Raw genomic sequence first — 25,399 nt, 5'->3', positions numbered from 1 at the left:
CGGTCCGGACGCGATGGGGATGCCGTCATGACCGCGACACGGGACGCTCGGCCCAGTACCGGTCGCCGCGCATGCGCATCGACTCGCGCAGTCCGATCGTGCGGTCGACGGCCTCGAGCGGAAGGGCAGTGGGGGACGCGTCGGCACCGCGGCGCCACCCCTCCCAGCGCCCGCGCAGGGAGAGGACGTCGCGGCGCAGAAGGAGCCGGGCGCCACTGACCACGAGCTCGACCGTGAGAGCGCGCAGTCCCTGCCGAGAGCGCAGGATGCCGTACTTGCGTAGCAGGTAGCCGCGTGCGAACCCCGACAGTCGACGCTGGCGCGCCGACTCGCGACCGGCGCTCGCCCCGCCCAGATGCGTGCCGAGCGGCCCGTCGATCGCGACGCACCCCCATCCCGCGGCGCGCAGGCGGAAGGCCAGGTCGAGCTCCTCGCCGTACATGAAGATGTTCGTGTCGAACAGTCCCACCTCATGGAGGGCGGCGCGCGCGTAGACGGCGACCGCGCCGTAGGGACCGAGCACGGGCGGCTCGACGGGGTCCGCCGCCGGGAGTGCCGCTCCGTGGAAACGCACGAAACCGGCTCCGGTGACGTCGGCGACGATGCCGAAGGAGTCGACGGTCCCGTCGGGGGCGAGGAGCAGGGTCGCCGCGCTGCCAACCCGGCGTTCGTCGCGAGGGCCGGGCATCGCGGCAAGCACCCGCTCCACGGCGTCCGTCTCGAGGACGACGTCGCTGTTGACGAGCATCACCAGCCGACCCGTACCAGTCGACAGGCCCACGTTGCAGGCGCGTGCGAATCCTAGGTTGCGCTCGTTGCGGATGAGGGTTACCTCGGGGAAGTCCGCGGCGATGCGATCCGCGGTGTCGTCGGGCGAGCGGTCGTCGATGACGATCACTCGTGCGGGCGCGCTCTGGTGCGTCGCGGCATGCAGGCACGCGCGCACGAAGTCCCATCCGCCGTACACGGGGATGACGAGGTCGACCTCGGGTGCATCAATCATGCGAGAGCAGCCCTTCCGGGGTTCGGTGCTATCACGGGGCGTGCTCCTCGACGGCGACGAGGTCGACCTGTCGGCGCGTGCGCCCGATGAGGATGAGGGTGGAGATTGCCTCGGTCACCGCTAACCCGGCCGCCGCCCCGACCGGCCCCAGGAACAGACCCGTGCCGATCATGAGGGGGATGCCGACGACCGTCGCTGTCACGGTGGCCCGCATCACAGCGTGCTGCTCACCCGCCGGGAAGAGCACGTGCCGTGTCATCGAGGTGCGCAGCGAGAAGAGGGCGAAGGCGATACCGAGGGAGAGGCACACAGCGAAGGGTGCCGCAGCGGGCTCGCCGAACATCAGGGCGCTGACCGGGGGACCGGCGAAACCGAGCACGAGCATGCCGAGCACGCCGAAGCCGCCGTGCAGAAGAAGTGCCAGGCGCAGCCGCGACCGCCGCGCCGGCCCGGTGACCTCGGCCGACCAGGACTGCAGCGCATTCGCGAGGGTGAGGGGGAGGAACTGCCCGAGTTTGGCCATCTTGTCGGCGGAGGCGAAGCCCGAGGCGGCCGCACCGGTCGAGAGTACGTTGACGAGTGGAGTTGGGACGGCCGAGTACGCGCCGAGGGCGGCATCGTTCAAGGCGACCGGCGCTCCGACGCGGAACAGACCCGGGATCTCGCGCAGGGGCGGCCAGGCCGACGGGTATCGGCGCAGCAGCCGCAAAGAGAAGAGCGTCGTGCCGACCACCGTCACCGAGATCCCCGCGAGCGGATAGACCTCCACCGGAGCACCGTTGACGATTGCGAGCATCGAGCCCACCGCCACCACCAGGCGCGGCACGGCATCGTAGAAGAGGATCGATCGGGGATCGCCTACCCCCACCGAGAACCACGTGAACGACAGGGCGATCATGGCGCCCTGCAATCCCATCAGGGCGGCGAGCACCCCGTAGCCGGGCGTGGCCACGAGCAGGCATACCAGCACGAGCGCGGGCAGCGCGATGATCGACGTCGCCAGGCGCACGACGAGGGCATCGCGGTAGAGCCGCCCGCGGCGGACGTCGTCGGCCGCGATCGACACGAGGGCGGGGCCCACGGTCGTCCATCCGTAGGCGACGGCGATCGCCGCGAACGTGCCGATCGATTCGCCGGCGATCGCACTCGACCAGCCTTCGGGGGCGGCGCGCGACACCGCCGGCAGGACGACGAGGGGTGAGACCGCCGCGACCGCCGGGATCAGCGTGAAGCCGAACAGGCGGGAACGCAGCGAGGTCGGTTCAGCCACGTCGATTACCTCGCGCCGCGGCACGGCGGAAGACGACCGAGAGGGCCACGGCCGCCGCGGCCCAGGTGAAACGGCCGGCCCACTGGCGGCCGCCCGCACGCAGATCCGCGCGCGTTCTCTCGTCGAGCGCCAGGGCGTCCGCGATCGCGGAGCCGAACGCCTGCGGGGAGGTGGCGTCGGCGTAGCGCGCCCACTCCCCACCGACCTCCCGCAGTACCGCGGTGTCGTGGGCCACGACGGGCACGCCTGCGCCGAGGGCGTCGACCACGGGCAGGCCGAATCCCTCGGTGAGCGAGGGGCACGCGTAGACGTCGGCCACCTCGTACAACGCGCGCAGCTGCTCGTCGCCGACCCATCCGGGCAGGACCACGTCGTCGCCGAGGCCCAGCTTCTCCACCGTCGGGCGCAGCGGGTCGTCGGCGCCTCCGCCCGCGATCACCGTGAGGGGGCGTCGCTCGGGCGGCATCCGCTCGATCGCGGCGAGCAGACCGTCGAAGTTCTTGTGCGGCATCCGGTTGCCCGTCGACAGCAGCAGGGACCGACCGGGACGGATGCCGAGGGAGGCGAGCAGCCGCCACGGGTTGTCGACCCCCGAGATCTCAGACCGGCCGTTGTGCACGACCGTGATGCGCTCCCTCTCGACGCCGAGATGGCAGGAGATCGCGCTCGCCGCGGTCTCTGAGACCGTGACGACCTCCTGTGCGGTCTGCGCGGTGCGCGTCATGAGCCAGGCCGTCACGGCGCGCGTGATCCGCTCGAGACCGGCGCCGGGTACCTCGTGGTAGATGACGTCATGCACCGAGACCACGCGGGCGACGTCGCCGGCGGTCAGGGGCCCGAAGTTCGCGGGACTCCACACCAGGTCGGCATCCATCGCTTTCGCCGCCCGGTTCACCGCGACGATCTCGCCCGCCGCCCACGAGGCGCGCCCGTCGCCCACCCACTCGATGACGCGCACCTCGCCGGGGGCGAAGCGGCGGACGGCAGCTGCGCCGGCTGCGCCGGTGAGGGTGACGAAATCCGTATCCGGCATCTCCGCGGCCAGGCGCGGGAGGAGCTCGCGCACGTAGGTCTCGGTGCCACCGCGACCGCCGGTGTAGCCGAGCAGATCGACGAGGATCCGCACAGTTCTCAGCTCTCGATGACGGCTTCGGGCCGCTGCTCGCGTCGCGGTGTGGTGAGGACGCCCGAGAAGAAGCTCATCATCACGGTCTGGAATCCGAGGATGATCGTCAGCGCACTCGGCACCGCGATGCGCACCGCCTGTGCGGCGTTCTGCTGCCCGAAGTCGAGGCTTCCCCACAGCGTCACCTGCACGATGCCGATGACGACGCCGAGGAGGAAGAGCCCGACCCCGATGAGCAGACCGCGCTCGGCGGACCACTTCGCGACGATGCGTCGGTACCGTTCGCTCGTCGGGAGGAACCCCTCTTGCGTGGCGTACAGCTTGGTCAGCCAGAAGAACAACAGGGATTGGAAGCCGATCACGCACAGGGCGCTGGCGTAGACCATCGTCGTGACGTCGAACCCGACCCCGGCGATCTCGACACCGCCGAACGAGAGCACGGCGACGGCGATCGCGCCCAGGAAGAATGCGACGAGCCCGGGGTAGACGAACAGCCACCGCGGGGCGAACAGCAGCAGGAACCGGAGGTGGCGCCAGCCGTCGTGCCAGCTGCGCAGGTGCGGCGGGCGCGAGCGTCCGTCCTTCTTCAGCGTCGTCGGGACTTCTTCGATGCGGTACCGCGCGAGCGAGGCGCGCACGACCATCTCGGAGGCGAACTCCATGCCGGTCGTCTGGAGGTCGAGGTCGCGGATGCGCGCGCGGTTGAAACCGCGCAGACCGCAGTGGAAGTCGCGGATGCCGGGACGGAAGAACAGCTCTCCGATGAAGGACAGCACCGGGTTTCCGAGGTACTTGTGCAGCGGCGGCATGGCGCCGGGGGCGATGCCCCCGCGGAAGCGGTTGCCCATGACCAGATCGGCACCGGCGCGCAGGCGCTCGACGAAGGGCTCGAGGTTCTCGAAGTCGTAGCTGTCGTCGGCGTCGGCCATGATCACGAACCGGCCACGGGCCGTCTCGATGCCGTTGATGAGCGCGGCTCCGTAGCCGCGCCGCGGGGCGTGCGAGACGCGGGCGCCGAGCCGCTCGGCGATGGCCTGCGATCCATCGGTGCTGCCGTTGTCCGAGATGAGGACCTCACCGCGGATGCCGCTGCGCGCGAGGAACCCCTGCGCCTTGCGGATGCACACCTCGAGGGTCTCCGCCTCGTTGAGGCAGGGCATGAGGATCGTCAGCTCGACGCCGTCGCTCGAGGCGGAACCGCTCGAGGCGGGATCGCTCGAGGCGGGATCGGTTGGTACGGGACTGGTCAAGGCGTGTCTTCTTTCGTCTTCACCGTGGAGCGGTTCGGCAACGCGAGTGCCGATGCGATGCCCTCCACGGTGCGGCGGATGGTGCGGGTGCGGACGGCGGTGTCGTACCAGGCGCGCGCGGTGCGGCGGAGGTCGTCACCCCCGTCGGCGACGGCCCGGATGGCGCGGGCGAGATCGTCGGGGCGGGTGGTCGCGGCGACGACGCCATTGACGCCCTCGTCGATGAGCTCGGTGGCGGCGTTGCCCTCGTGCGCGACGAGGACCACCGGGGTGCCGTGGGCGTTGGCCTCGACGACGACGAGACCGAAGCCCTCGCGGCGCGACGGGTGCACGAGCGCGAGTGCTCCGTGCAGGAGCGTGTCGAGCTCGGCATCCGAGACGAATCCGGGGAACTCGGTCCACTCCTCTCCGCCGACCCTGCGCACCTCGGCGCGCACGGCGTCGGAGCTCGGGCCGGTGACCGAGGATCACCAGGCGGAGGTCGGCGAGGCTCTCGCGCGCGGCGGCGACCGCGGCGGGAATGACCTCGACCTGCTTGTCGGGGATGTGGCGGCCCACGTAGAGGACGTAGGGAGGGTGTGCCGCGGGGCCGGGGGTCTCGACCTCGACGGCGTCGTCGATGAGCCCGGGGCTGACGAGCGGTTCTCGGCGCAGGCCCTCGCCGCGAAGCCGCGTCGCGGTGAGTTGTGAGTGGCAGGTGGCGAGCGGAGTGATCGCGATCGCCGCGCGCTGCAGGATCCACGCGATCGTTCCGGTGACCATGCCCGAGTACTCGACCCACTGCCGCCGGTGCCAGACCTCGAGGTAGTCCACGACGATGCGCGTACCCGAGCCGAGCAGGGCGAGACGCGCCGCGAAGACGTTGAAGATCGGCAGGCCGCTCACGATCACCGCGGTGTAGCGACGACGGCGGCGAACGAGCGCGCGGAACAGCGCGGCGGCGTAGCGCAGGGCCGCCGGGATCCGTCGGACCCCGCCGGGGGAGTAGAGGTTCAGGCGGCCCGTGAGGGGCCGGATGCGGAAGTGCTCCTCGGTCGGTGTCGGACCGTCCCACTGGACGGAGGTGAGGTAGTCGACCTCGAGTCCGCGGCGCCCGAGCTCGTCGGCCTGCGCGCGGTACTGCCGCTCGCCACCCCCCGTAGAGTAGGGGAAGAGGCAGTCGTACGCGACGGCGATGCGGCTCTCGCGGGACACGTCAGCACCCTTCGATCTTGAACAGGCGCGCCGACGGGCCCTGTGAGTCCACGAGAACGAGGTGCTCGGACGGGGTGAGGTTGTACAGGCCCTGGCGATCGAGACCGACCCCGGGGTTGTTCCAGACGTTCTGGGCACCGAAGTCGAGCACGTAGTCCACCCCGAGACGGTCGACGGCCTCGCACACACGCGGGTCGGAGTCGATCGAGCTCAACCGGTTGTCGAGGTACTGCTCGTCGGCGCCGATCGCGCCGAATACGTGCTTGCGCAGTACCTCGCGGTCGCCGATCGCGTAGGCGAGCGAGGCTCCGGTCCACGGGCTGCCCGCGATCACCGCGTCGGCGGGGGTCGTCTCGGAGAGGCGCTCCAGCAGCGCCTCCTCGTCGGCGGTGAGCAGGGGGGACGTGGCACCGAGGTCGTAGGCGGCGCGCGCGTCCGCGGCGGTGCGCAGGATGTTCGGGCTCACCCCGACCGAGAACACCGCCAGGACGCCGAACGCGGCCACCGCGACGCGTACGAAGCGTCCGGCGCGAGCGCGGGTGAGGGCGCGGGATGCGGCATCCGCGATCGTCACCGCGCCGAGGACGGCGACCGGTATCCCGGCGGCCGGCAGCAGCGCGGCGAGGCGGTACGAGTCGTTGTACCAGGGGTTGGTGAGGAACTCGCGCAGCGCGTTGCCGGCGGCCGTCCCGGAGGCCACGATGAAGAGGATCGTCGCCACGATCATCGGTGTGGCCACCACGAGCAGGCGGGGCTGGCGGACGATGCGGAACACGCCCACGGCGATCATCACCGAGATCGTGACGGTGATGGTGTACCCGCCGGGGGAGAGCAGCAGCGCTTCTCCGAGGGCGCGCGCCGTGGTCTGCCACGGGGCCCAGCCGGACATCGCGGCATTGGTGCGCATGACGCGCCACAGCACGCCGAGCACGACGGTGAGGGAGAGCAGGACCGCGGTGGTGCACCACCAGCGTCGGCGGGACGGATGCCGCACGGCCCGGCCGATCAGCTCGACCACGACGACAGCGGCGCCGAGCGCGGCCATCGACAGGAAGGCGTTGGGGTGGGCGAGGCCCACGCCCGCGGCGGAGACGAGCACAAGGACTGCGGCGCGCACGCGCGCGGCGAGGCCGGTCGCCCGCAGAAGGAGGACGACGACGGCGACGCCGCCCGGCAGGACGGCGTAGCCCATGGCGTTCGGATAGAGGACGCCGAAGTACATCAAGAGGAGCGGGAAGGCGCCGAAGCCGGTCGACAGGGCCGCGGCACTGACGACCACGGCCGTGCGCTCGGACAGCAGGACGACGCTGAGCGCCACGACCGAAAGCGGCCAGGCGACGGCCGCGAGCGCGATGTTCGCGGCGTTGACGGCCACGGGGATCGAGGCCCCCGTCACCTGCGCGGCCAGCGCGGCGACGGTGTGCCAGCCGTTCGGGTAGAAGCCGATGTCAGAGGTGAGACCGATATGGAAAGCCGAGGCGTTGCCGGAGTCGACGGCGAAGGCCACCGTGTTCAGGTGCACGATCGCGTCGAAGGTCTGGGAGATGTGCGCGGGGCCGCCGAAGGTCCAGGCCAGCTGCGCGGCGATGACGACGCCCGCGACGACCAGTGACAGGCCGCCCCACAGCGCCGTCCGGGCGGAGGTCGACGGATCCGTCTCGCGACCGACCCAGCGGCGCAGTCCGAAGGCGGCCGCAGCGGCGACGATCGTGACGATCGCGACGGGAAGGAGCGACCACGACAGGCCCGCAAGGGGGGCGGCGATCGCGGCGACCGAGAGCACGGCGATCGACACGACGGGGGAGAGCGCGAGCACCGGGAGTCGCGGCACGCCCCATCCCGCGGCGAGGACCACGATTCCGGGGACGACGAGAGCGAGGACCGAGATGATCAGAGGCATCACGATCACCCACCAGGAATCGCTCATGCACTCCCATTTCTCGCTGGACGACAGTCAGCCATGCTAACGGACGGTCGCTGACCCGCCCCTGAAGGCCGCGGCGGGGTGCCCCTTTAGACTGGATGCGCGCGGGAGGGCTCTCCGCGCGTCCGCGACACGAAAGACGCACCACTTCATGGACCTCCTTATCGTTGGCTCCGGCTTCTTCGGCCTCACCATCGCCGAGCGCGCCGCAGCCGCGGGCCGCCGCGTCACGGTGATCGACCGTCGCGCCCACATCGGTGGCAACGCCTACTCCGAGGACGAGCCCGAGACGGGGATCGAGGTCCACCGGTACGGGGCGCATCTGTTCCACACGTCCAACCCGACGGTGTGGGAGTACGTCAACCGCTTCACGGATTTCACCTCCTACGTCCACCGCGTCTACACGACGCACAAGGGTGTGGTGTTCCCGCTGCCGATCAACCTCGGCACGATCAACCAGTTCTTCCAGGCCGCGTACACCCCCGATCAGGCGAAGGCGCTCGTTCAGGAGCTCGCGGGCGAGTTCGATGCGAAGGATGCCGCGAACCTCGAGGAGAAGGGGATCGCCCTCATCGGACGCCCGCTGTACGAGGCGTTCATCCGCGATTACACGGCGAAGCAGTGGCAGACCGACCCGAAGGATCTGCCGGCCGAGGTGATCTCTCGTCTGCCCGTTCGGTACACGTACGACAACCGGTACTTCAACGACACGTGGGAGGGTCTCCCGGTCGATGGGTACACCGCGTGGCTGGAGCGGATGGCCGACCACCCGAACATCGAGGTGAAGCTGTCGACGGATTACTTCGACGAGTCGCAGCCGCTGAACAAGAAGGCCACCGTCGGCCAGGTGCCCGTCGTGTACACCGGCCCGGTCGACCGGTACTTCGACTACGCCGAGGGCGAGCTGTCGTGGCGCACGCTCGACTTCGAGCAGGAGGTCCTGCCGATCGGCGATTTCCAGGGCACGAGCGTGATGAACTACGCCGACGCCGATGTGCCGTACACGCGCATCCACGAGTTCAAGCACTTCCACCCCGAGCGTGCCGACCGCTACCCGACCGACAAGACGGTCGTGGTGCGCGAGTACTCCCGCTTCGCGACCCGCGCGGACGAGCCGTACTACCCGGTGAACACCGCCGACGACCGTGCCGGTCTGCTGGCGTACCGCGAGCTGGCCAAGGGCGAGCGCGACGTGCACTTCGGTGGTCGCCTCGGCACGTACCAGTACCTCGACATGCACATGGCCATCGGTTCCGCCCTGTCGATGTGGAACAACCAGCTCGCGTGACGCCTCCGTGCGTATGACCCACGGGTCCGAGGTCCGGTCGGCGAGCGCTGACCGGGCGGACGAGGGGCGCTGGGCGTATCGCCCCGACATCGACGGCCTGCGCGCCGTCGCGATCCTGCTCGTCGTGACCTACCACGTGTGGATCGGCCGGGTCTCGGGCGGCGTCGACGTCTTCCTCATGCTGTCGGCGTTCTTCCTCACCCGCGGCTTCGTGCGTCGGATGGACGGACCGACACCCGTTCGTCCGGTCGCGCACCTCATCGGCATCTTCCGCCGGTTGCTGCCCGCGGCAGCAGTGACGCTGGTGGGCGTCCTCGCCCTCGCCTGGACGTTCTTCCCGCCGGCCACGTGGCGCGCGATCTGGGAGCAGACCTGGGCGTCGCTCCTCTACATGCAGAACGCCCTGTTGGCGGCGGATGCCGTCGACTACTACGCACGGACGGAGGTGCCGAGTCCGCTCCAGCACTTCTGGTCGATGTCGGTGCAGGGGCAGGCGTTCGTGCTCTGGGTCATCCTTCTCGCCGTGTGCCAGGCGATCGTCCGCCGCTTCCGCCTGTCGCCGGACCGCGTCGTCGGCGTCGTCTTCACCGTGGTGTTCGCTCTCTCGCTGTCGTACGCGATCGTCCGGACGGCGGCGGAGCAGCAGAGTGCCTACTTCGACACGGGCGCGCGCCTGTGGGAGTTCGCCGCGGGCTCGCTCCTCGTCGTCGTGCTGCCGCACGTGCGCCCGGGGCCGGTGATCCGCGCGCTGCTCGGGTGGGCGGGGCTGTTCGGACTCCTGGTCCTCGGTCTCGTCGTCGACGTGCAGGGCGGGTTCCCCGGCTTCCTCGCACTCTGGCCGGTGCTGTGCGCGGCCGCGATCGTCGTCTCGGGAAGCGGCGTGGCCTCCGGGGGACCGGCGCGGTTGCTGGCATCCCGTCCCCTGCGGTTCCTCGGTCGCGACGCCTACGCCCTCTACCTGGTGCACTGGCCGATCCTCGTCACCTTCCTCGTCGTGACGGGCAGGGAAGGCGCCGGGATCGTCGGGGGAACGCTCGTCATCGTGCTCTCGCTCGCCCTCGCCCGGGCGTTGACCGCGGCGGTCGACACCCCCGTCCGCGCGTGGAGGAGAAGCGACCCCTCCCGGCTCGTCCCCATCGCGGTGGTGGTCGTCGCCGCGGCGGTGGTCGTGGTGCCCGTGACCGCGTGGCAGGTCTCGAGCGAGCTCGAGGCGCGGGCCGTCGCGGCGCGCGCGGCCATCTCCAACCCGGGTGCGGCCGTGCTGCACGATCCCACGCTGCCCGAGCCGCCTGCCGACGCGGTCCTGCTCCCGATGCCCGCCGCTCTCGAGGACGAGTGGATGCAACTCGACCGCCCCTGCACCGGCGATCGCGTGCCGACGGCGGAGATCCTGATCGGCACGTGCAACGAGACCACGCACACGGCCCGCGCCGGACGGACGATCGTCGTCGTCGGCGACTCTCACTCGCAGCAGATCACCGCGGCCCTCGCGCCCCTCGCGGAGCAGAACGGGTGGGGCGTGGTCATGCTCGTCAAGGGCGGCTGCTCGATGGGGCTCGACGAACCGGGAATGGACCCGACGTGCGACGCGTGGCGAGAGGCTGCGGTCGACCACGTCGAACGGATGCGACCGGATGCCGTCGTGACCGTCGTGACGCGATCGGACCACGGCGAGGCCGACGAGGCGCTCCGCCCCGGCATCGACCGCTTCCTCGATCGCATGGGCGACGCCGGCATCGACGTCCTCGGCATCCGGGACAACCCGCGGTTCGGGTTCGACATGTACAGCTGCGTCGCCGAGGCGGCCGATCCTGTGGAGTGTGCCGTGCCGCGCGCGGGCTCGCTCGCCGACGACAATCCGGCCGTCGTGCTCGATCGTGCGGGGGTCCAGCTCGTCGACCTCACCCCGTGGATCTGCCCCGATGACGTGTGCGTCGGCGTCGTGGGCAACGTCGCACTGTACCGAGACGACAACCACCTGTCGCGCACGTACGCCGCGACCCTCGCGCCCCTGCTGGCCGAGCAGCTTCCCCCCAGCCTCGGATGACGCTCGCACATAGGATTCTCGGGTGACCCCCGCCACCGTCGGCGCCCCCGGTTCGGCGCGGCGCTCCCTCCACTCGCTGTGGCTGCTGTCGTCGCGCGACCTGCGCGTGCGCTACTCCACCAGCGCTCTGGGGTACCTGTGGTCGGTGCTCGATCCGCTCGTGATGAGCGGCATCTACTGGTTCGTGTTCACCCAGGTGTTCCACCGCTCGGTGGGTGAGGACCCGTACATCGTCTTCCTCATCACGGCGCTGCTGCCCTGGGTGTGGTTCAACTCCGCGGTCACCGATTTCACGAAAGCGTTCAAGAAGGACGCCCGTCTCGTGCGCTCGACCTCGATCCCGCGCTGGATCTGGGTCAACCGCATCGTGGTGAGCAAGGGCATCGAGTTCCTGTTCTCCCTCCCCGTGCTCGTGCTGTTCGCGGTCTTCGGCGGGGCTCAGGTGTCGTGGGCGCTCCTCGCCTTCCCCCTCGCGGTGATCCTGCAGACGGTCCTCCTCGTCGGGCTCGGCCTGATCGTCGCTCCGCTGTGCGTGATGTTCGGCGACCTCGAGCGGACCACGCGTCTCGTGCTGCGCGCCCTGTTCTACGCCTCGCCGATCATCTACGGCGTCGGCAACCTCCCGGGTGTCTTCGCCGATATCGCGGCGTTCAACCCGCTCGCGGGTATCTTCACCCTCTACCGCGTCGGTTTCTTCCCCGATCAGTGGGACACGATGACGGTGCTCGTGGGGGCGGCGGTGAGCCTCGGCATCCTGGGACTGGGGCTGCTGGTGTTCCCTCGCCTCGAACGTCCCGTGCTGAAGGAGCTGTGATGGTCGGCCCCGCGATCGATGTGCACGGGCTCGGCGTGCGGTTCCGCCGCAATCGCCGCGGCACCCGCAGCCTCAAAGATCTGTTCGGCGGCGCGGAGCGGCGCTCCCGGCCCGACGAGTTCTGGGCGTTGCGCGACGTGTCGTTCCGCGTGGAGCCCGGGGAGTCCATCGGCGTGGTCGGCCGCAACGGCCAGGGGAAGTCGACGCTGCTCAAGCTCGTCGCCGGTGTCCTCCTCCCCGACGAGGGCGGCGTCGAGGTCGACGGCGGAGTCGCCCCGCTCATCGAGATCACGGGCGGGTTCGTCGGCGACCTCACGGTCCGCGAGAACGTCCGCCTGACCGCCGGACTGCACGGGATGCCACGCGCCGAGGTCGCACGCCGCTTCGACGACATGATCGCCTTCGCCGAGATCGGCGACTTCGTCGACACCCCGTACAAGCACCTGTCAAACGGTATGAAGGTGCGGCTGGCGTTCTCGGTCGTGTCGCAGCTGGACGAGCCAATCCTTCTCGTGGACGAGGTGCTCGCCGTGGGAGACCGCGCGTTCCGCGAGAAGTGCTACCGCCGTATCGACGAACTCCTCGCCGAGGGGCGCACGCTCTTCTTCGTCAGCCACAACGAGAAAGACCTGCGGCGCTTCTGCCGTCGCGGCCTGTATCTCGACGGCGGGCGGCTGCAGCTCGACGCGCCGATCGCCGAGGTGCTCGACCGCTACAACGAGGACTACGCCACGCGCTGAGCCGCCCGGGCAGGCGGCCGTCGCGCGAGCGGCGTCAGCCGACGGGCTGAGCGCGCTCCAGCGGCGGCATCGGCGTCCACGACGTGTCACGCAGGATCCGGCGGCCGTCGCGCAGCCCGCGGAACAGGTGGCTCGTTCCGCGGACCTTGCGCTCCACGATGACCAGGCGGATCAGCTCCTTCACGAACGTCAACGCGGTGCCGGCCGAGAAGGGGAGGGGCTGGTAGACCCCGAGCTCGCGGTAGTACTTCTGCAGGTATGCCCTGTTGCGCATGATGTAGTACCGGTACGCGTCGCTCGAGGCGTTCATGTGCCGGATGCCCATGTCCCACTGCTTGATCTCGCGGGTGCGGCGCAGCACGAACTCGTTCACGATGACCGACGGCGTCTGACGGGAGGCGAGCCAGCCGTAGAGCTGGTCGTCCCAGTAGATGAAGAAGCGGGGGTCGGGCAGGCCGATCTTCGCGACGATGTCGCGGTGGATGAACATGCCCTCGAAGCATCCGGAGTTCATCGGCTTGAAGCCGGAGTCGTCGAATCCGGCCGGAGCGAAGGGGATCGGGATCGCCATCGACTCGGCGACGCGGTACTGCCAGTAGAACTCGCTGCCGTCGTAGTCGTAGCGCCGACCCTGGATGCTCCGGAACCGCGGCGTCCAGTGGCCCATGCGGGCGAGGCCGTCCGAGACCACCTCGACGTCGTCGTCCATGAGCCAGATCCACTCGGACCCGAGTTCGTAGGCGACGCGCATCCCCTCGCTGAATCCGCCGGAGCCGCCCGTGTTCGTCTCGAGGCGGCGGTAGACCAGCTCGGTGGGCAGGCGATCGCGGAACGACTCGACGACCTCGGTCGTGTCGTCGGTCGAGGCGTTGTCGATCACGACGAGGTGTCCCGGGGCGGGGTCCATGCGCTCGATGCTCTCGAGCAGACGCGTCAACAGGTGCGTGCGGTTGTAGGTGACGACGACGATGGTCGCGGTCTTCGGATCGAAGGATGCCATGCTCACGAACGCTCCTCGAAGGTTGCGCGCCACTGCGCCTCGGACACCAGGTCGGGCAGCGCCCGACGGTACTGCTCGGACAGGCGCGGCCACTCACGCTGCAGGCGACGGTGCAGACGCAGGCTCTCGCGCAGCATCCGCCGGTACTGCGCCCGGTCGCGCGTGTAGATGTTCTGTCCCGACCCGTCGGCGGCGCTGACGAGGGCGCTGTCGTAGTGCGGCACCCGCCACCAGTGGGCGTCGCCCTTGCCGAACTCGACCTCGGGCTGCGCGACGTTCTCGGGACGCGGGGTGTGGAACCAGTGCGAGAGCAGCGTGCGCAGCGTGAAGACGCGCAGCCGCACGCCCGTGGGGCTGTCGAACTCGTGGCGCTTGAGGCGACGGAACACCTGGCGTCCGCGGCGCGAGCGCAGCGGCACTCCGGAGTCCTTGTGGATGATCGTCTCGGGGTGCTTCTTGGCGATGGCCCGTGCTTCGGGCATCGCGGTCGCGAGACCGCGGCGCATGTGCGCGGGGCCGGACAGCACGTCGCGGAGCGCCCGATGACGGAGCTCGACCGGGTAGTACTGCATCATCATGAGGTGCTTGAGGTCGAGGCGTCGACTGTGCCGGATGAGCGTGCCGCCCTGCGGTGAGCGCGAGTGCAGGAGAGCCGAGACGATGCGGTTGCGGGCGTGGAAGTACGCCTGCCAGTCGATCGAGTCGTCCTTGCCGACCCACGAGACGTGCCACAGCGCGACACCGGGCATCGACACCGTCGGGTAGCCGGCATCCCGAGCCCGCAGGCAGAACTCGGCGTCGTCCCACTTGATGAACGCCGGGAGCGACAGACCGATCTCGCGCAGGATGCTGGTGGGGATGAGGCACATCCACCAGCCGTTGTAATCGGCGTCGAGCCGCATGTGCAGGATCGGGCTCTGGCGGAGGTTCGCGACGCTGAAGTCGTGGGGGAGGCGCTCCTGGTACAGCGCCCGCCACATGAAGGGCGCGTCGTCGACGACCTCGGCCCAGGCGTGGAGCTTGGGGCGGTCGAGCAGATCGAACATGTGCGCGCCGACGATCGTGGGGACCGAGGCGTAGCGCCCGAAGACGACCGACCGGCGGATCGACTCGGGCTCGATGCGGACGTCGTCGTCGAGCAGCTGGACGAAGTCGCTCTCGGGGCGCTGCAGGGTCTCGGTCATGGCGCGCGCGAAGCCGCCCGAACCGCCGAGGTTCGGCTGACGGATCACCTGGAGGGTCTCGCCCAGGCGCGACGCGACCTCGGGGTACGCGGCCTGGTCGGCCACGAGGTCGGTGCCCTGATCGATGAGGAACACGCGGTCCACGACGTCGAGCACGTCGGGGGCGTCGGCGAGGGCCTGCAGCGTGTTCACGCAGTAGTCGGGCTTGTTGTATGTCGTGATGCCGATGCTGGCCTTGCCCGCGCGCACCGGCTCTTCGTCGGTCGTCCACGTCGCGCCCTCGAACATCGCGTCCGAGCGGTCGGCGGCGACGTCGAACCAGATCCAGCCCCCGTCGCTGTACTGGTCGAGGACGAGCTCGAACGCGGTCTCGGCGGAATCACCGCGGACCTCACGGGTCTCGATGCGCTGCTTCGTCCCGGCTCCGTTCGAGCGGTAGACGAGGATCGTCGCGTCACCCGAGGTGTGCACGGTCAGGCGCACCCGGCGGACCGCGGTCCAGTGCTGCCAGTACGACGCGGGGAAAGCGTTGAAGTACGTGCCGAACGAGACGCGGCGCCCCGCCACGATGCGGGCGCGGTGGCGGTCGAGCACGTTGCTCAACTGGGCGACGTTGGTCACGCGCACCGGCTCCTCATCGATCGTCGACCACGTCTCGGGGTCGACGTACAGGGGGAGAAGGTCGGGGTCGCGGTCGAGCGGGAGCACGGCGTTCTGCAGGGTGTACGTCACGAAGGGTCTTTCGTCGAAGGCGCAGGCCGTCGGGCGGGCCGACCCGGAGTCTACCCGGCAGCGGTGGGCGGGCCCTGAACGCCCGGCCCCTCGTGCGGCGCGGAGGCCGATGGCATCCGGAGTCCGAGGCTCTCGCGCCAAGAGCGCGACTGACCCGCCCGCACCGCGCAGACGACCAGCAGGAGCAGACCCGCGCCGGAGAGGGTGAAGCTCTCGAACAGCGAGAAGGTCAGGAGCGCGACGAGGGTCAGCGGGCCCCACGCGTGCACGATCGAGCGTCTCTCGGTCGCGACCAGCCAGCCCCGGGCGAGGGCGAGGGCGCCGAGGGTCAGGAACAGCAGGAGTCCCACCCAGCCCAGCTGCAGCAGCACGTCGAGGTAGGCGTCGAGCGCCGAGGTGTGCTGCTCGCCGAGGGTGAAGTTGAGCGAGGCGAACGGGAACGAATCGGGCGACCACGTCCCGAACCAGCCGAAACCCTCGACCGGCCGGTAGGCCACGTAGGTCAGCAGGCGAGACCACAGGTCGGTGCGCAGCGAGAAGTCGGCGCGCGCGTCGGCCATTGCCACGAACGTGTCGCGCATGCCGTAGCCGGTCGCCACGGCCGCGATCACGCCGACGCCGAGGATGAGCTGCGCGAGAGGGCGGCGAGGAGCCGAGAGGCGACGCACGAGCGTGAGCGCGAGGGTCGCGGCACCGGTGGTCACGGCCACCGCGATCACCGTGGGCGAGCCGCTCAGCGTGGCGAGCGATCCGGCCAGGACGACCGAGGCGATCGCCGTCCCCGCGCGCACCGACTGCGTGCGGTACTCCACGAGGAAGGTGATGAGGGCGATGACGGTGACGAAGCCGAGCACGTTGCGCGTGCCGAACAGCCCCTGTACGGGGCCGAGCGAGGCGATGTCGCCTTGGATCCCCAGGAACGGGATCGGAAGGTCGAGCAGGATGCCGCTGAGGATCTCGAGCGCGAGCGAGGCGCCGAGGAGCCACCGGAGCACGTCTCCCAGGGCGCGCACCGTCTGCAGGGCGTCGCGCACGTGCCCGATCACCACGGCGAGGAACGACACCGCGACCAGCTCGGCCCACCCGCCGAGACTCGAGAGGGGATCCGCGCTCCAGAGGACGCTCGCGCCGGCCCACACCAGAAAGAGGACGAGGGTCGTGGGGGCGAGGCGGACGAGTTCGATCTCGCGCCGTCGAACGACGAGCACTCCCACGCCGAGGGCGCACAATCCGAACACGATCGTCGCGAGGGTCACGTCGCCGGACACCCCGCGGATGGCGGTCGAGCCGAAGACGGCCGCGAAGACCGTGAGGGTGAAAGCTCGCGCGAAGCCCGCCGAGGCGAGCAGGGCGGGCGCCGCCCTCACGATCCGTGGCTCTGGGGCTCGCCGCGCTCGATCGCGATGCTCTGCTCGGCGGGGCCGACGCCGACCAGGGGCGCCTGCTTGATCTTCGCTCCGAAGAGCACCACGAACATCCAGCCCCACAGGAGCAGCGGCCCCGACTCGGTCAGCCCCTGCACCACGAGAAGCGCCCCGATGAGGGTCGGCAGGAGGGTGAGGGGCGAGTACGGGCGATCGGCCCGCAGATCCCACCGCGGGCGATCGATCGCGAAGAACCACGAGCGCCACAGATAGGCGAGGTAGACGAGCGCGAGCAGGACGATCCCCACGCCGCCGAGCTGGAAGAACACGTCGATCCACACGCTGTGCGCCTGGACGACCGTCTGGCCGTGGTCGACGATCCAGCCGTCGATGAGCGGCTCCGAGGCGATCCAGGGTGTCGAGAAGCCCCAGCCGGTGAACGGACGCTCAGCCGCGCGGGCGAGCACGTCAGCCCAGATGCCCTCGCGGCCGGTGAGGTCGGCCCCGCGCCCCAGCAGTCCGAACACCGTGTCGCGGCCGAACCACAGGGCCGCGCCGCCGCCGAGCCCCACGAGGGCGTAGAGGACGTACCACCGCGTGCGCTCGCCGGGACGTCGCGCGGTGCGCATCACCAGGACCGTCGCCAGCACCAGCGCCACGAAGGCCGCCGAGACGAGGGCGGTCGCCGACCCCGCGCGGACGAAGAGGAACCCGGCGACCACGATCCAGCCGAGCAGCCACAGGCGACGGGGAGCGCCGGCGGCGAAGCGGATCGCGAACACGATGATCGCCACGAGCATCACGGATGCCAGCAGGTTCGCGTTGCCGAAGATGCCCTGGATGCGTCCGCCGTCGAAGAGGTTGTCGCGCGACCAGTAGACGATGGGGTCCATGCGCGAGGCCGGCAGCGCGAAGCCCGGCAGGATCGGTCCGCGCACGAACACGGAGACAGCGAGCTCGAACAGCAGCGACAGACCGACGATCCACTTCGCCGCCGATGCCACCGCGCGCACGACGTCGCGCCACGTGAGGACCGCACCGACGAACAGCCCCTGGAAGGTCGTGATCCCGAGCAGCAGGAGAGTGAGGACGGATGCCGCGGGCCAGGCGCTCCAGAGGACGGAGAGGAACGCCCACGCGACGTACCCGAACGCGAGCCAGGGGAGTCGGCGCCAGGCCACGGGCGGGCGGACGACGATCCACACGACGGCCGAGACCACCGCCGTCGCGATGACGATCACGGTGCTGACCACCGGGCCCACGGCGTTGACGAGACCGACACCGCCGAGCGCGAGGACGATGACGAACACGCACCACGCCCGCAGCAGCAGGTGCCCGGTGGTCTCGCGGACGGGAGCCGAGGGCGGCGCCGAGACCGGGTGGTTCGTGTACATGACCATGGTGGACTCAGGCTACCGTCCGGGTCCGATCGACGACGGGCCGGAACGCTAGGCTTTCGCCCGTGCTGGTTGCCCTCTCGAACACTCCCCGTGACTACGCCTGGGGAAGCCCGACCCTCCTCGCCGAGCTCGAGGGGCGCGTCCCCACGGGCGCCCCCGAAGCGGAGGTGTGGTTCGGCGATCACCCCGGTTCGCCCGCTCAGGTGCTCGACGGCTCGGGGCGCACTCTCGACGAGTGGCTTCCCACGACGCCCGGCGCCCCCGAGCGACTGCCGTACCTGCTGAAGCTGCTCGCCGCGGGCTCCCCGCTCTCGATCCAGGTTCACCCCTCGAAAGACCAGGCGGTCGAGGGCTTCGCCCGCGAGGAGGCCGCGGGCGTCGCGCGCGACGCCGGCTCGCGCAACTACAAGGACGACAACCACAAGCCCGAGGTCATCGTCGCCCTCAGCGACACCTTCACCGCTCTCGCCGGCTTGCGCGACCTCGATCAGACGCGGCGCCTCGTCGACGCTCTCGGCGACGACGAGGGCGTCCGGGTGCTCCGGCAGCGCCTCGCCGACGTCGACCCGGCCTCGGCCCTGCGCGGGGCGATCGGCTGGGCGCTCGGCGAAGCGAGCACGCCGCAGATCGAGCAGATCGTCGAGGCCGCGGCATCGGCGATCTCCCCGGAGTTCGCCGCCGAGGCGGCCCTCGTCCGCCACCTCCGCGCCGAGTACCCGGGCGACCCCGGCATCGTCGTGGCTCTGCTCATGAACCTCGTCGAGCTGCGCCGCGCGGCGAGGCGATCTTCGTTCCGGCCGGCGTGCTGCACGCGTACGTGTCGGGCCTGGGGGTGGAGATCATGGCCGCGAGCGACAACGTCCTGCGCGGAGGCCTGACGCCCAAGCACATCGACGTCGCCGAGCTGCTCGGCCTCGTCGACTTCCGCCCGGCGGCGCCGCCGCGCCTGGAACCGCGAGCGGACGACTCCGGTGTCGAACTCTTCGCCCCGGGCATCGCCGACTTCGCCCTCGCGCACGTCGCGCCGTCGGCGGCACCGGCGCGGGTCACCCTGCGCGGTGTCTCGATCGCGGCGGGCGTGTCGGGGGAGGCGACCGTCACCGGCGCGTCCGGGACGAGCGTCGCGCTCGCGCCCGGCCAGGCGGCGCTCGCCACGGCGGACGAAGGTCCCCTCGTCGTGAGCGGCGGCGAGGTGTTCGTCGCGATGCCGGGGGAGTGAGCCGCGACACGCCGACGGCCCGCGTGAAGGTTCAGGTCGGCCTTGAGGGTTTACGATCCGCGACTTGACCAATCCGAATGACACAGGTGTAATTACTCGTACGCGAATCCGCGTCACGAGGGCTCGACTGTGGGGGAGGACGACATGACGTCGCAGTACCGGTCCGGTGTTCCGGACAACTGGTTCGTCGATCCGGTCGACCTCGGTGTCCCCGGAGTCCGTCGCGACATCGACGCCGTCGAAGAGAACACGCTCGCGTGGCAGACCGATGCGCTCTGCGCGCAGACCGATCCCGAGGCGTTCTTCCCCGAGAAGGGCGGCTCCACGCGCGACGCGAAGCGCATCTGCACCTCGTGCGACGTCAAGTCCGAGTGCCTCGAGTACGCCCTCCAGAACGACGAGCGCTTCGGCATCTGGGGCGGTCTCAGCGAGCGCGAGCGTCGCAAGCTGAAGCGCCGCGCCTGATCCGTCGTCCGACGCGACGGTCCTTTCCGGGCGATCGCCCTCACCCCGGCGCGGCGTCCGCGAACGTGCGGGAGCGCGCTTAGGCTGACTGCGCCATGCCCGCCCGTGTTCACGCCATTCTCGTCGTCCGCCCCGAGGGCCGGACTCCCGCCGCGCACCATCTGAAGCGCACGCTCGCGGCGATCTCCGCGCAGAGCCGACCCGTCGATGCGCTCACCATCGTGCTGTGCGGGGCCGATCCCGAGCTGACCCAACTGGCCGCGTCATCCGGTGCCGAAGGCGTCATCACCGCCTCGGCCGGAACTCCGTTCGCCGTCGCCACCGCCCTGGCCACCCCCCGGCTCACCGGCGACGCGGTCTGGCTCCTCGCCCAGGACACCGCCCCCGAATCCGACGCCCTCGTCCGGCTCGCGGGGGCGCTCGAGCTCTCGCCGTCACTCGCGGTCGCGGCTCCCAAGCTCGTCCGCTGGGACGAGCCGGACGAGATCGTCTCCCTCGGTATCAGCCTCACGCGCTACGGGCGCACGGTCGAGCTCGCGGCGGGCGAGTTCGACCAGGGCCAGCACGACGGCGACGCCGACGTCCTCGGTGCGGACGTCCGCGGACTGCTGATCCGCCGCGAGTCCTGGACGGCCCTGGGCGGTCTCGACCCCGCCCTCGGCGGTGCCGACGAAGGCGTCGACCTGGGTGTCCGCGCCCGCCTGGCCGGCGACCGTGTCTCCCTCGTCCCCGCGGCGCGCGTCGCGGTCGCCGGGGACGGCGTCGCGGCCATGGCCCGCGGTCGCCGCCGCGCGCGCCGCCGCGCCTTCGCGGAGCGGACCGCGCAGCTGCACCGCCGTCTCGTCTACGCACCGGCGGCGGCCGTCCCGTTGCACTGGCTGTCTTTCCTCCCGCTGGCGCTGTGGCGCACGATCCTCCACCTCATCGGGAAGGTGCCCTACCGCGTCCTCCCCGAGTGGGGTGCGACGATCCTCGTCATGGCCCGCATCGCGGCGGTGGCGCGCGCGCGGCGCCGGATCCGCGCCGTCCGCTCGGTCGGCTGGTCCCGCATCGCCCCCCTGCGCGTCTCGCGCTCCGAGATGCGGCTGCGGTGGGAGGCCGCGGACGGCGGTGTCACCGACGCCCCGGTCCGCCCCGAACTGCGCTTCTTCGTCGGCGGAGGCGCGTGGGCCGTGCTCGGCGCCCTCGCGGTCTCGGCCGCGCTCTTCTTCCCGCTGCTGGCCTGGCCCGTGCTGGGAGGCGGCGCTCTCGCGCCCCTGCGTGCCACGGTCGTGCAGCTGTGGCAGGACGCCGCGTGGGGCGAGCGCCCCCTGGGCCTGGATGCCATCGGCCCGGCCGATCCGTTCTCCGCGATCATCGCGGTCATCGGCACGCTGTCACCCGGCGATCCCTCTCGCGCCCTCGTCGTCCTCTGGGTTCTCGCGCTCCCGCTCGCCGTCCTCGGCGGGTGGTTCGCCGCGACGCGCGTCACCGAGTCGTCGCTGCTGCGCATCACCGCCGCGGTCGCGTGGGCGCTCGCCCCGACGTTCCTCGCCGCGATCGTGGAGGGTCGCCCCGCCGCCCTGATCGCCCACCTGCTCCTGCCCTGGCTCTTCTACGCCGCGAGCGTCGCCCACCGGGCCTGGGCGCCGGCGGGAGCGGCATCCGTTCTGCTCGTGCTCGTGCTGGCGTGCGCGCCGTCGTTCGCCCCCGCGGTCGTGGTGCTGTGGTCCGCGGCCCTCGTGGTCGTGGCTCTCGTCGCCGGACGCGGGGTGGCGCGCGTCGTCTGGCTCGTAGTGCCGTCGATCGTGGTGTTCGCGCCCCTCGTGTGGACGCAGGTGCGCACCGGGAACCCCTGGGGGCTGCTCGCCGACCCCGGCATCCCCTACGCGGGCAACGAGGTCTCGGCCGACCCGGTGGGGCGCGCGCTCTTGGCCGCGGGCTTCCCGAGCTCGGATCCCGGCGGATGGGCGAGCGTCATCGACGGCCCGGTCTGGTGGGTCGGGCTGTTGATCGCTCCGCTCGCCGTCCTCGCTCTGCTGGCTGTCCTCACCCCGCGTTGGGTGACGGCATCCGCCCTGCTGATCATCGCGGCCGTGGGCCTCGCGACGGCTTTCGCGGCGGTCGGGGTGGCCGTCTCCTTCGACCACGGCACGGCGGTGCCGCTCTGGCCCGGTGCGGGCCTCAGCCTCGCGTGGCTGGGCGTGGTCGGCAGTGCGATGGTGGCTCTGGATGCCGGGATCGTCGAACGCGTGCGCGTGCTCCGGCCGATCGGCGCTCTCGTGACTCTCGCGGCCCTGCTCGTCGCCGTGAGCCCCGCGCTCACGGCATCCCTGGATCAGTCGCACCCGCGCTCGGTGCTCACCAACGGTCCGACCTCGACGCTTCCGGCCTTCGTCGCCGCGGAAGGGAGAGGCTCGACCGCGATCGGCACGATCGTGCTCGACCCGCGCGCCGACGGTCTGCGCGTGGACGTCGTGTGGGGCGGGAGCGCCACCGTGGGCGGGCAGAGCACGGTCCGGGCCACGCGCATCGAGGCGCAGCCCGCCGACCGCGAGCTCGCCGCGTTGGCCGCCGATCTCACGACCCCCTCGTCGGACGACGTCATCGAGCGTCTGGGGGAGCGGGGGATCGGATTCGTCCTGCTCCAGTCCGCCTCGGCGGGCGAGAACGACGTCATCCGCGGTGCGCGCCTCGCGGCCGCGACGTCGCTCGACCAGCGCGACGCGCTCGACGGCGTCGGCACCACCTCGCGCGGCGACCTGTGGCGCGTGACCGCGTCCGTGCAGCCGCGGCCGCCGCTCGACGACCACCAGGCGCGCGTGCAAAGCCTCGTGACCTTCGGGTCGCTGGGCGTCCTCCTGGTCGCCCTGCTGCTGGCCGTGCCCACCAGCGCCTCCCGCCGGGTCGCGCGCCGCACGCCCCGCATCGTGGGCCCGAACCCGGGAGGAAGCCGATGAGCAGCGACCGCCGACTCGTCCGCTGGGCGACGACCAGCGCCCGCGTCGTCGCCGGATCCGTCGTGGCCGGTGCGGTCGTGGTCGGAACGGTGGCCGGGATCGCCGCGCCCTGGCCGACGCTCACCGCGAGCCCCGTCCGCATCGAGGCCACGCCCGCCGCGTCCGACACCGTGCTCGCGTGCGACGGTCCGCTGCTGGCGCTCGGGCGCAGTGCCGAACAGGCGGGGGCGCTCAGCGCGGCCGCGCCCCAGCAGGTCCTGAGCGGACCGGCTGACAGCGGCGCGGTCGACAGCGCGCTGACCGGATCCACCGGCGACGGCTCGGGTGATGCGACGGCGCTTCGCGCCCAACCTCTCGGCGGGGCGCCCGCGCCGCTCGCCGCCGCGGGCTCCGCGACGGCGACCTCGGAAGACCTCATCGGCTTCGCGGCATCCGCGTGCCGCCCTCCGCTGGCCGAGTCCTGGCTGGTCGCCGGCGCGACGACGACCGGGGCGAACGACCTCGTCGTCTTGGGCAATCCGGGCGATGTGCCCGCGACCGTGCAGCTGTCCGTCTATGGAGCGCAGGGCGTGTCGACGCCCCCGGGTGGCAGCAACCTCGTCGTGGCGCCGGGTACGCAGCGCGTGGTGCCGTTGGCCGGCCTTCTGCTCGGCGAAGAGAGCCCCGTCGTGCGCGTCACGGCGTCGGGTGCCCCCGTGCACGCCTCGCTGCAGGCGAGCCTCACGCGTCTGCTCCTCCCGGGCGGCGTCGACCAGGCCGCCCCCTCGGCCCAGGCGGATACGCACCTGGTCATCCCCGGCGTGCAGATCCTGACGGCGGGCGGCGGCGACGCAGGCACCGTTCTGCGGCTGCTCGCCCCCGGTTCCGCAGCCACCGCGACCGTGACCCTCATCCCGGTGGGCACGGCGACCCCGGGCACGCCGCGCACCGTCCCGCTCGAGGCGGGCAAGCCGACCTCGCTCGACCTGTCGGGGGTGGACCTCGGGGCGTACACGGTCGACATCACCGCCGATCAGCCCGTGGTCGCCGGCGCGTGGTCGACCACGGGGTTCGGCCAGGGCGCCGACTTCGCGTGGTACAGCCCCGCCCCCCGGATCGCGGTCTCCAGCGCGGTGGCGGTGGCGTCGGGCGCCGGTGCCGCGCTCGTGCTCACGACGGATGCCGGCGGGGGCGACGCCACGGTCACTCTCACCCCGGCCGACGGCGGCGCGCCGCTGACCCTCGCCGTGCCCGACGGGGGCAGCGTCTCGACAGCCGTCGCCGCGGGCGTCTACACGCTCGAGGCGAGCACTCCCGTACGGGGCGCGGTGACGTACTCGTCGACCGGCGCTCTCGCGGGGTATCCGCTGTGGCCGGCGAACACCGCCGAGTCGGCGGTGACCGTCCTGCCGTAGGTCTGGCGTTCCGCGGTTGCGCGCGGCGTGGTTGCGCGCGGCGGGGCGGCGGTGCGCGCTGGTTGCGTCGCGGCCCGCGCGCATAAACGCGATCCACTCGCATAAACGCGAGGAGCACGTGTTTTCGTGAGCGAATCGCGTTTATGCAAGAGGGGCGGCTCCAACAGGGAGCGCGTCGGCCTCAAGGGCGGGGTGCCGGGCGCGGCGGGTACCGCTGCCGCTGAGGCTGTGTCGGCGGGCGCCCCGGCGTTCCCGGCGCCGTGCGGGTCTCCCGCGTTCGAGCGCGTCGGCATCGTGGCGGGCGACCATAAACGCGATCCACTCGCATAAACGCGAGGAGCACGTGTTTCTGTGCGCGAATCGCGTTTATGCGTGAGGGTGGGCCGGTCAGCGCCGAACACGCGCGGGCATGGGGAGCCAGTCCGGCGCGGGTTCCTGGGGACAGCGCGGGGACGCGTGGTCCGGCGCGCGCGGGGCCCGCGGCGGCACGCGGAGCGCGCGGCCACGCCGGGTCAGAAGTCGCGGAAGCGCTCGGGGCCGAGATCCCACGGGTCGCGGTCGAGGTACTCGGCGGCGGCGCGGAAGACGGCACCCTCGATCATCATCCGGCGGTGCAGGTCGTCGTCGTGATGAGGGTGACCGAGCCGCTCGATTGGGACGCGGTAGAGGATGATGCGCTTCTCATCGCGCAGAACGGTCCATCGAGGGATGCCATCGGTGGCGGCCGGGGGCATGATGCCGATCTCGAACGAGACCTCCCGCAGCTCGCTCCAGGCCGAGCGGAGGAACTCCGCCGCGGCGCCGACGGCGACGTCGAAGCGTTCCACCCGGGTGTCGATCGGGGGGAGCGGTGGACGAACGACCGGGCTGCGGTTCTCGCGGCCGTGTCGGCCATGGCGGGAGGGGCGGGCGACCGGCCGGGCTTCGCGGGTTCGTCGACGCACCATGCGCCCATCCTACGTTCGTCCGGCACAGCGTGACCCTCGGTCGGGGTGGGCTCGCGACGGCGCGGCGCGTCGGCGCCGGGGTGGCGGCGGGCTAGTGTT

General features: G+C 71.3%; 20 protein-coding genes and 1 pseudogene. 10 read left to right on the top strand and 11 right to left on the bottom strand.

What is annotated here, in order from left to right:
* Positions 1-25 precede the first annotated feature (25 nt).
* The 5 genes and pseudogenes from QE388_RS01050 to QE388_RS01030 all read right to left on the bottom strand — a co-directional run.
* On the bottom strand, positions 26-1,003 hold the full coding sequence (locus tag QE388_RS01050) for a glycosyltransferase family 2 protein (protein WP_307382287.1): 978 nt from the start codon (positions 1,001-1,003) through the stop codon (positions 26-28).
* Positions 1,004-1,034: 31 nt separating this feature from the next.
* Positions 1,035-2,273 (bottom strand): hypothetical protein, encoded by a 1,239-nt coding sequence (locus QE388_RS01045; RefSeq protein ID WP_307382284.1) that lies wholly within the window; start codon positions 2,271-2,273, stop codon positions 1,035-1,037.
* Positions 2,266-3,399 (bottom strand): glycosyltransferase family 1 protein, encoded by a 1,134-nt coding sequence (locus QE388_RS01040; RefSeq protein ID WP_307382281.1) that lies wholly within the window; start codon positions 3,397-3,399, stop codon positions 2,266-2,268. The genes QE388_RS01045 and QE388_RS01040 overlap by 8 nt, the downstream gene beginning before the upstream one ends.
* Positions 3,400-3,404: 5 nt before the next feature.
* A complete protein-coding gene (locus tag QE388_RS01035) occupies positions 3,405-4,649 on the bottom strand; it encodes a glycosyltransferase family 2 protein (RefSeq protein ID WP_307382278.1) in 1,245 nt (414 codons plus the stop codon).
* A pseudogene (locus QE388_RS01030) lies at positions 4,646-5,089 on the bottom strand (glycosyltransferase); the annotation flags it as partial. The pseudogene QE388_RS01030 and the gene QE388_RS01035, both read right to left, overlap by 4 nt.
* A 16-nt stretch (positions 5,090-5,105) precedes the next feature.
* Between QE388_RS01030 and QE388_RS01025 the strand changes: the two are divergent.
* A complete protein-coding gene (locus QE388_RS01025; RefSeq protein ID WP_307382272.1) occupies positions 5,106-5,339 on the top strand; it encodes a hypothetical protein in 234 nt (77 codons plus the stop codon).
* A 505-nt stretch (positions 5,340-5,844) separates the two neighbouring features.
* On the opposite strand, the gene QE388_RS01020 is transcribed toward QE388_RS01025, so the two are convergent.
* Positions 5,845-7,770: a DUF6541 family protein gene (locus QE388_RS01020; protein ID WP_307382270.1), complete on the bottom strand. Its 1,926-nt coding sequence runs from the start codon at positions 7,768-7,770 to the stop codon at positions 5,845-5,847.
* Positions 7,771-7,918: 148 nt separating this feature from the next.
* Here QE388_RS01020 and glf point away from each other — a divergent pair, with 148 nt between their 5' ends.
* The 4 genes from glf to QE388_RS01000 are packed head-to-tail and all read left to right on the top strand — an operon-like array spanning position 7,919 to position 12,656.
* Positions 7,919-9,055, top strand: coding sequence for a UDP-galactopyranose mutase (glf, locus tag QE388_RS01015; RefSeq protein ID WP_307382268.1), 1,137 nt, complete (start codon positions 7,919-7,921; stop codon positions 9,053-9,055).
* 13 nt (positions 9,056-9,068) lie between these two features.
* Positions 9,069-11,102 (top strand): acyltransferase family protein, encoded by a 2,034-nt coding sequence (locus QE388_RS01010; protein WP_307382267.1) that lies wholly within the window; start codon positions 9,069-9,071, stop codon positions 11,100-11,102.
* Positions 11,103-11,124: 22 nt separating this feature from the next.
* A complete protein-coding gene (locus QE388_RS01005; protein WP_275798253.1) occupies positions 11,125-11,916 on the top strand; it encodes an ABC transporter permease in 792 nt (263 codons plus the stop codon).
* The gene (locus QE388_RS01000; RefSeq protein WP_307382264.1) at positions 11,916-12,656 is read left to right on the top strand and encodes an ABC transporter ATP-binding protein; all 741 of its coding nucleotides are present in this window, start codon (positions 11,916-11,918) and stop codon (positions 12,654-12,656) included. Before QE388_RS01005 ends, QE388_RS01000 begins: the two co-directional genes overlap by 1 nt.
* 34 nt (positions 12,657-12,690) lie before the next feature.
* On the opposite strand, the gene QE388_RS00995 is transcribed toward QE388_RS01000, so the two are convergent.
* The 4 genes from QE388_RS00995 to QE388_RS00980 are packed head-to-tail and all read right to left on the bottom strand — an operon-like array spanning position 12,691 to position 18,336.
* Entirely contained in the window at positions 12,691-13,656 is a 966-nt protein-coding gene (locus QE388_RS00995) for a glycosyltransferase family 2 protein (RefSeq protein ID WP_307387028.1), read from the bottom strand.
* Between the two features lie 2 nt (positions 13,657-13,658).
* Complete coding sequence (locus QE388_RS00990) at positions 13,659-15,572, bottom strand: glycosyltransferase (RefSeq protein WP_275798249.1); 1,914 nt, start codon at positions 15,570-15,572, stop codon at positions 13,659-13,661.
* A gap of 50 nt (positions 15,573-15,622) precedes the next feature.
* Positions 15,623-16,939, bottom strand: coding sequence for an O-antigen ligase family protein (locus tag QE388_RS00985; protein ID WP_307382261.1), 1,317 nt, complete (start codon positions 16,937-16,939; stop codon positions 15,623-15,625).
* On the bottom strand, positions 16,936-18,336 hold the full coding sequence (locus tag QE388_RS00980) for an O-antigen ligase (RefSeq protein ID WP_307382258.1): 1,401 nt from the start codon (positions 18,334-18,336) through the stop codon (positions 16,936-16,938). The genes QE388_RS00985 and QE388_RS00980 overlap by 4 nt, the downstream gene beginning before the upstream one ends.
* A gap of 62 nt (positions 18,337-18,398) precedes the next feature.
* Between QE388_RS00980 and QE388_RS00975 the strand changes: the two genes are divergently transcribed.
* The 5 genes from QE388_RS00975 (at position 18,399) to QE388_RS00955 (ending at position 24,353) form a co-directional block, all read left to right on the top strand.
* Positions 18,399-19,214, top strand: coding sequence for a type I phosphomannose isomerase catalytic subunit (locus QE388_RS00975; RefSeq protein ID WP_307382256.1), 816 nt, complete (start codon positions 18,399-18,401; stop codon positions 19,212-19,214).
* The gene (locus QE388_RS00970) at positions 19,178-19,555 is read left to right on the top strand and encodes a hypothetical protein (protein ID WP_307382253.1); all 378 of its coding nucleotides are present in this window, start codon (positions 19,178-19,180) and stop codon (positions 19,553-19,555) included. Before QE388_RS00975 ends, QE388_RS00970 begins: the two co-directional genes overlap by 37 nt.
* Positions 19,556-19,699: 144 nt before the next feature.
* Positions 19,700-20,020: a WhiB family transcriptional regulator gene (locus QE388_RS00965; RefSeq protein WP_013583637.1), complete on the top strand. Its 321-nt coding sequence runs from the start codon at positions 19,700-19,702 to the stop codon at positions 20,018-20,020.
* Positions 20,021-20,115: 95 nt separating this feature from the next.
* Positions 20,116-22,959 carry a glycosyltransferase gene (locus QE388_RS00960; protein WP_307382250.1) on the top strand — a complete coding sequence of 948 codons (2,844 nt, stop codon included), beginning with the start codon at positions 20,116-20,118 and terminating at the stop codon, positions 22,957-22,959.
* Complete coding sequence (locus tag QE388_RS00955; RefSeq protein WP_307382247.1) at positions 22,956-24,353, top strand: DUF5719 family protein; 1,398 nt, start codon at positions 22,956-22,958, stop codon at positions 24,351-24,353. Before QE388_RS00960 ends, QE388_RS00955 begins: the two co-directional genes overlap by 4 nt.
* Before the next feature lie 512 nt (positions 24,354-24,865).
* Here QE388_RS00955 and QE388_RS00950 read toward each other — a convergent pair.
* Positions 24,866-25,300, bottom strand: a complete 435-nt coding sequence (locus QE388_RS00950; protein WP_307382245.1) for a hypothetical protein — start codon at positions 25,298-25,300, stop codon at positions 24,866-24,868.
* Positions 25,301-25,399 lie beyond the last annotated feature (99 nt).

The sequence above is a fragment of the Microbacterium sp. SORGH_AS_0969 genome, from assembly GCF_030818255.1.
GTDB lineage: Bacteria > Actinomycetota > Actinomycetes > Actinomycetales > Microbacteriaceae > Microbacterium.
This window is presented reverse-complemented; position numbering and strand designations above follow the sequence as displayed.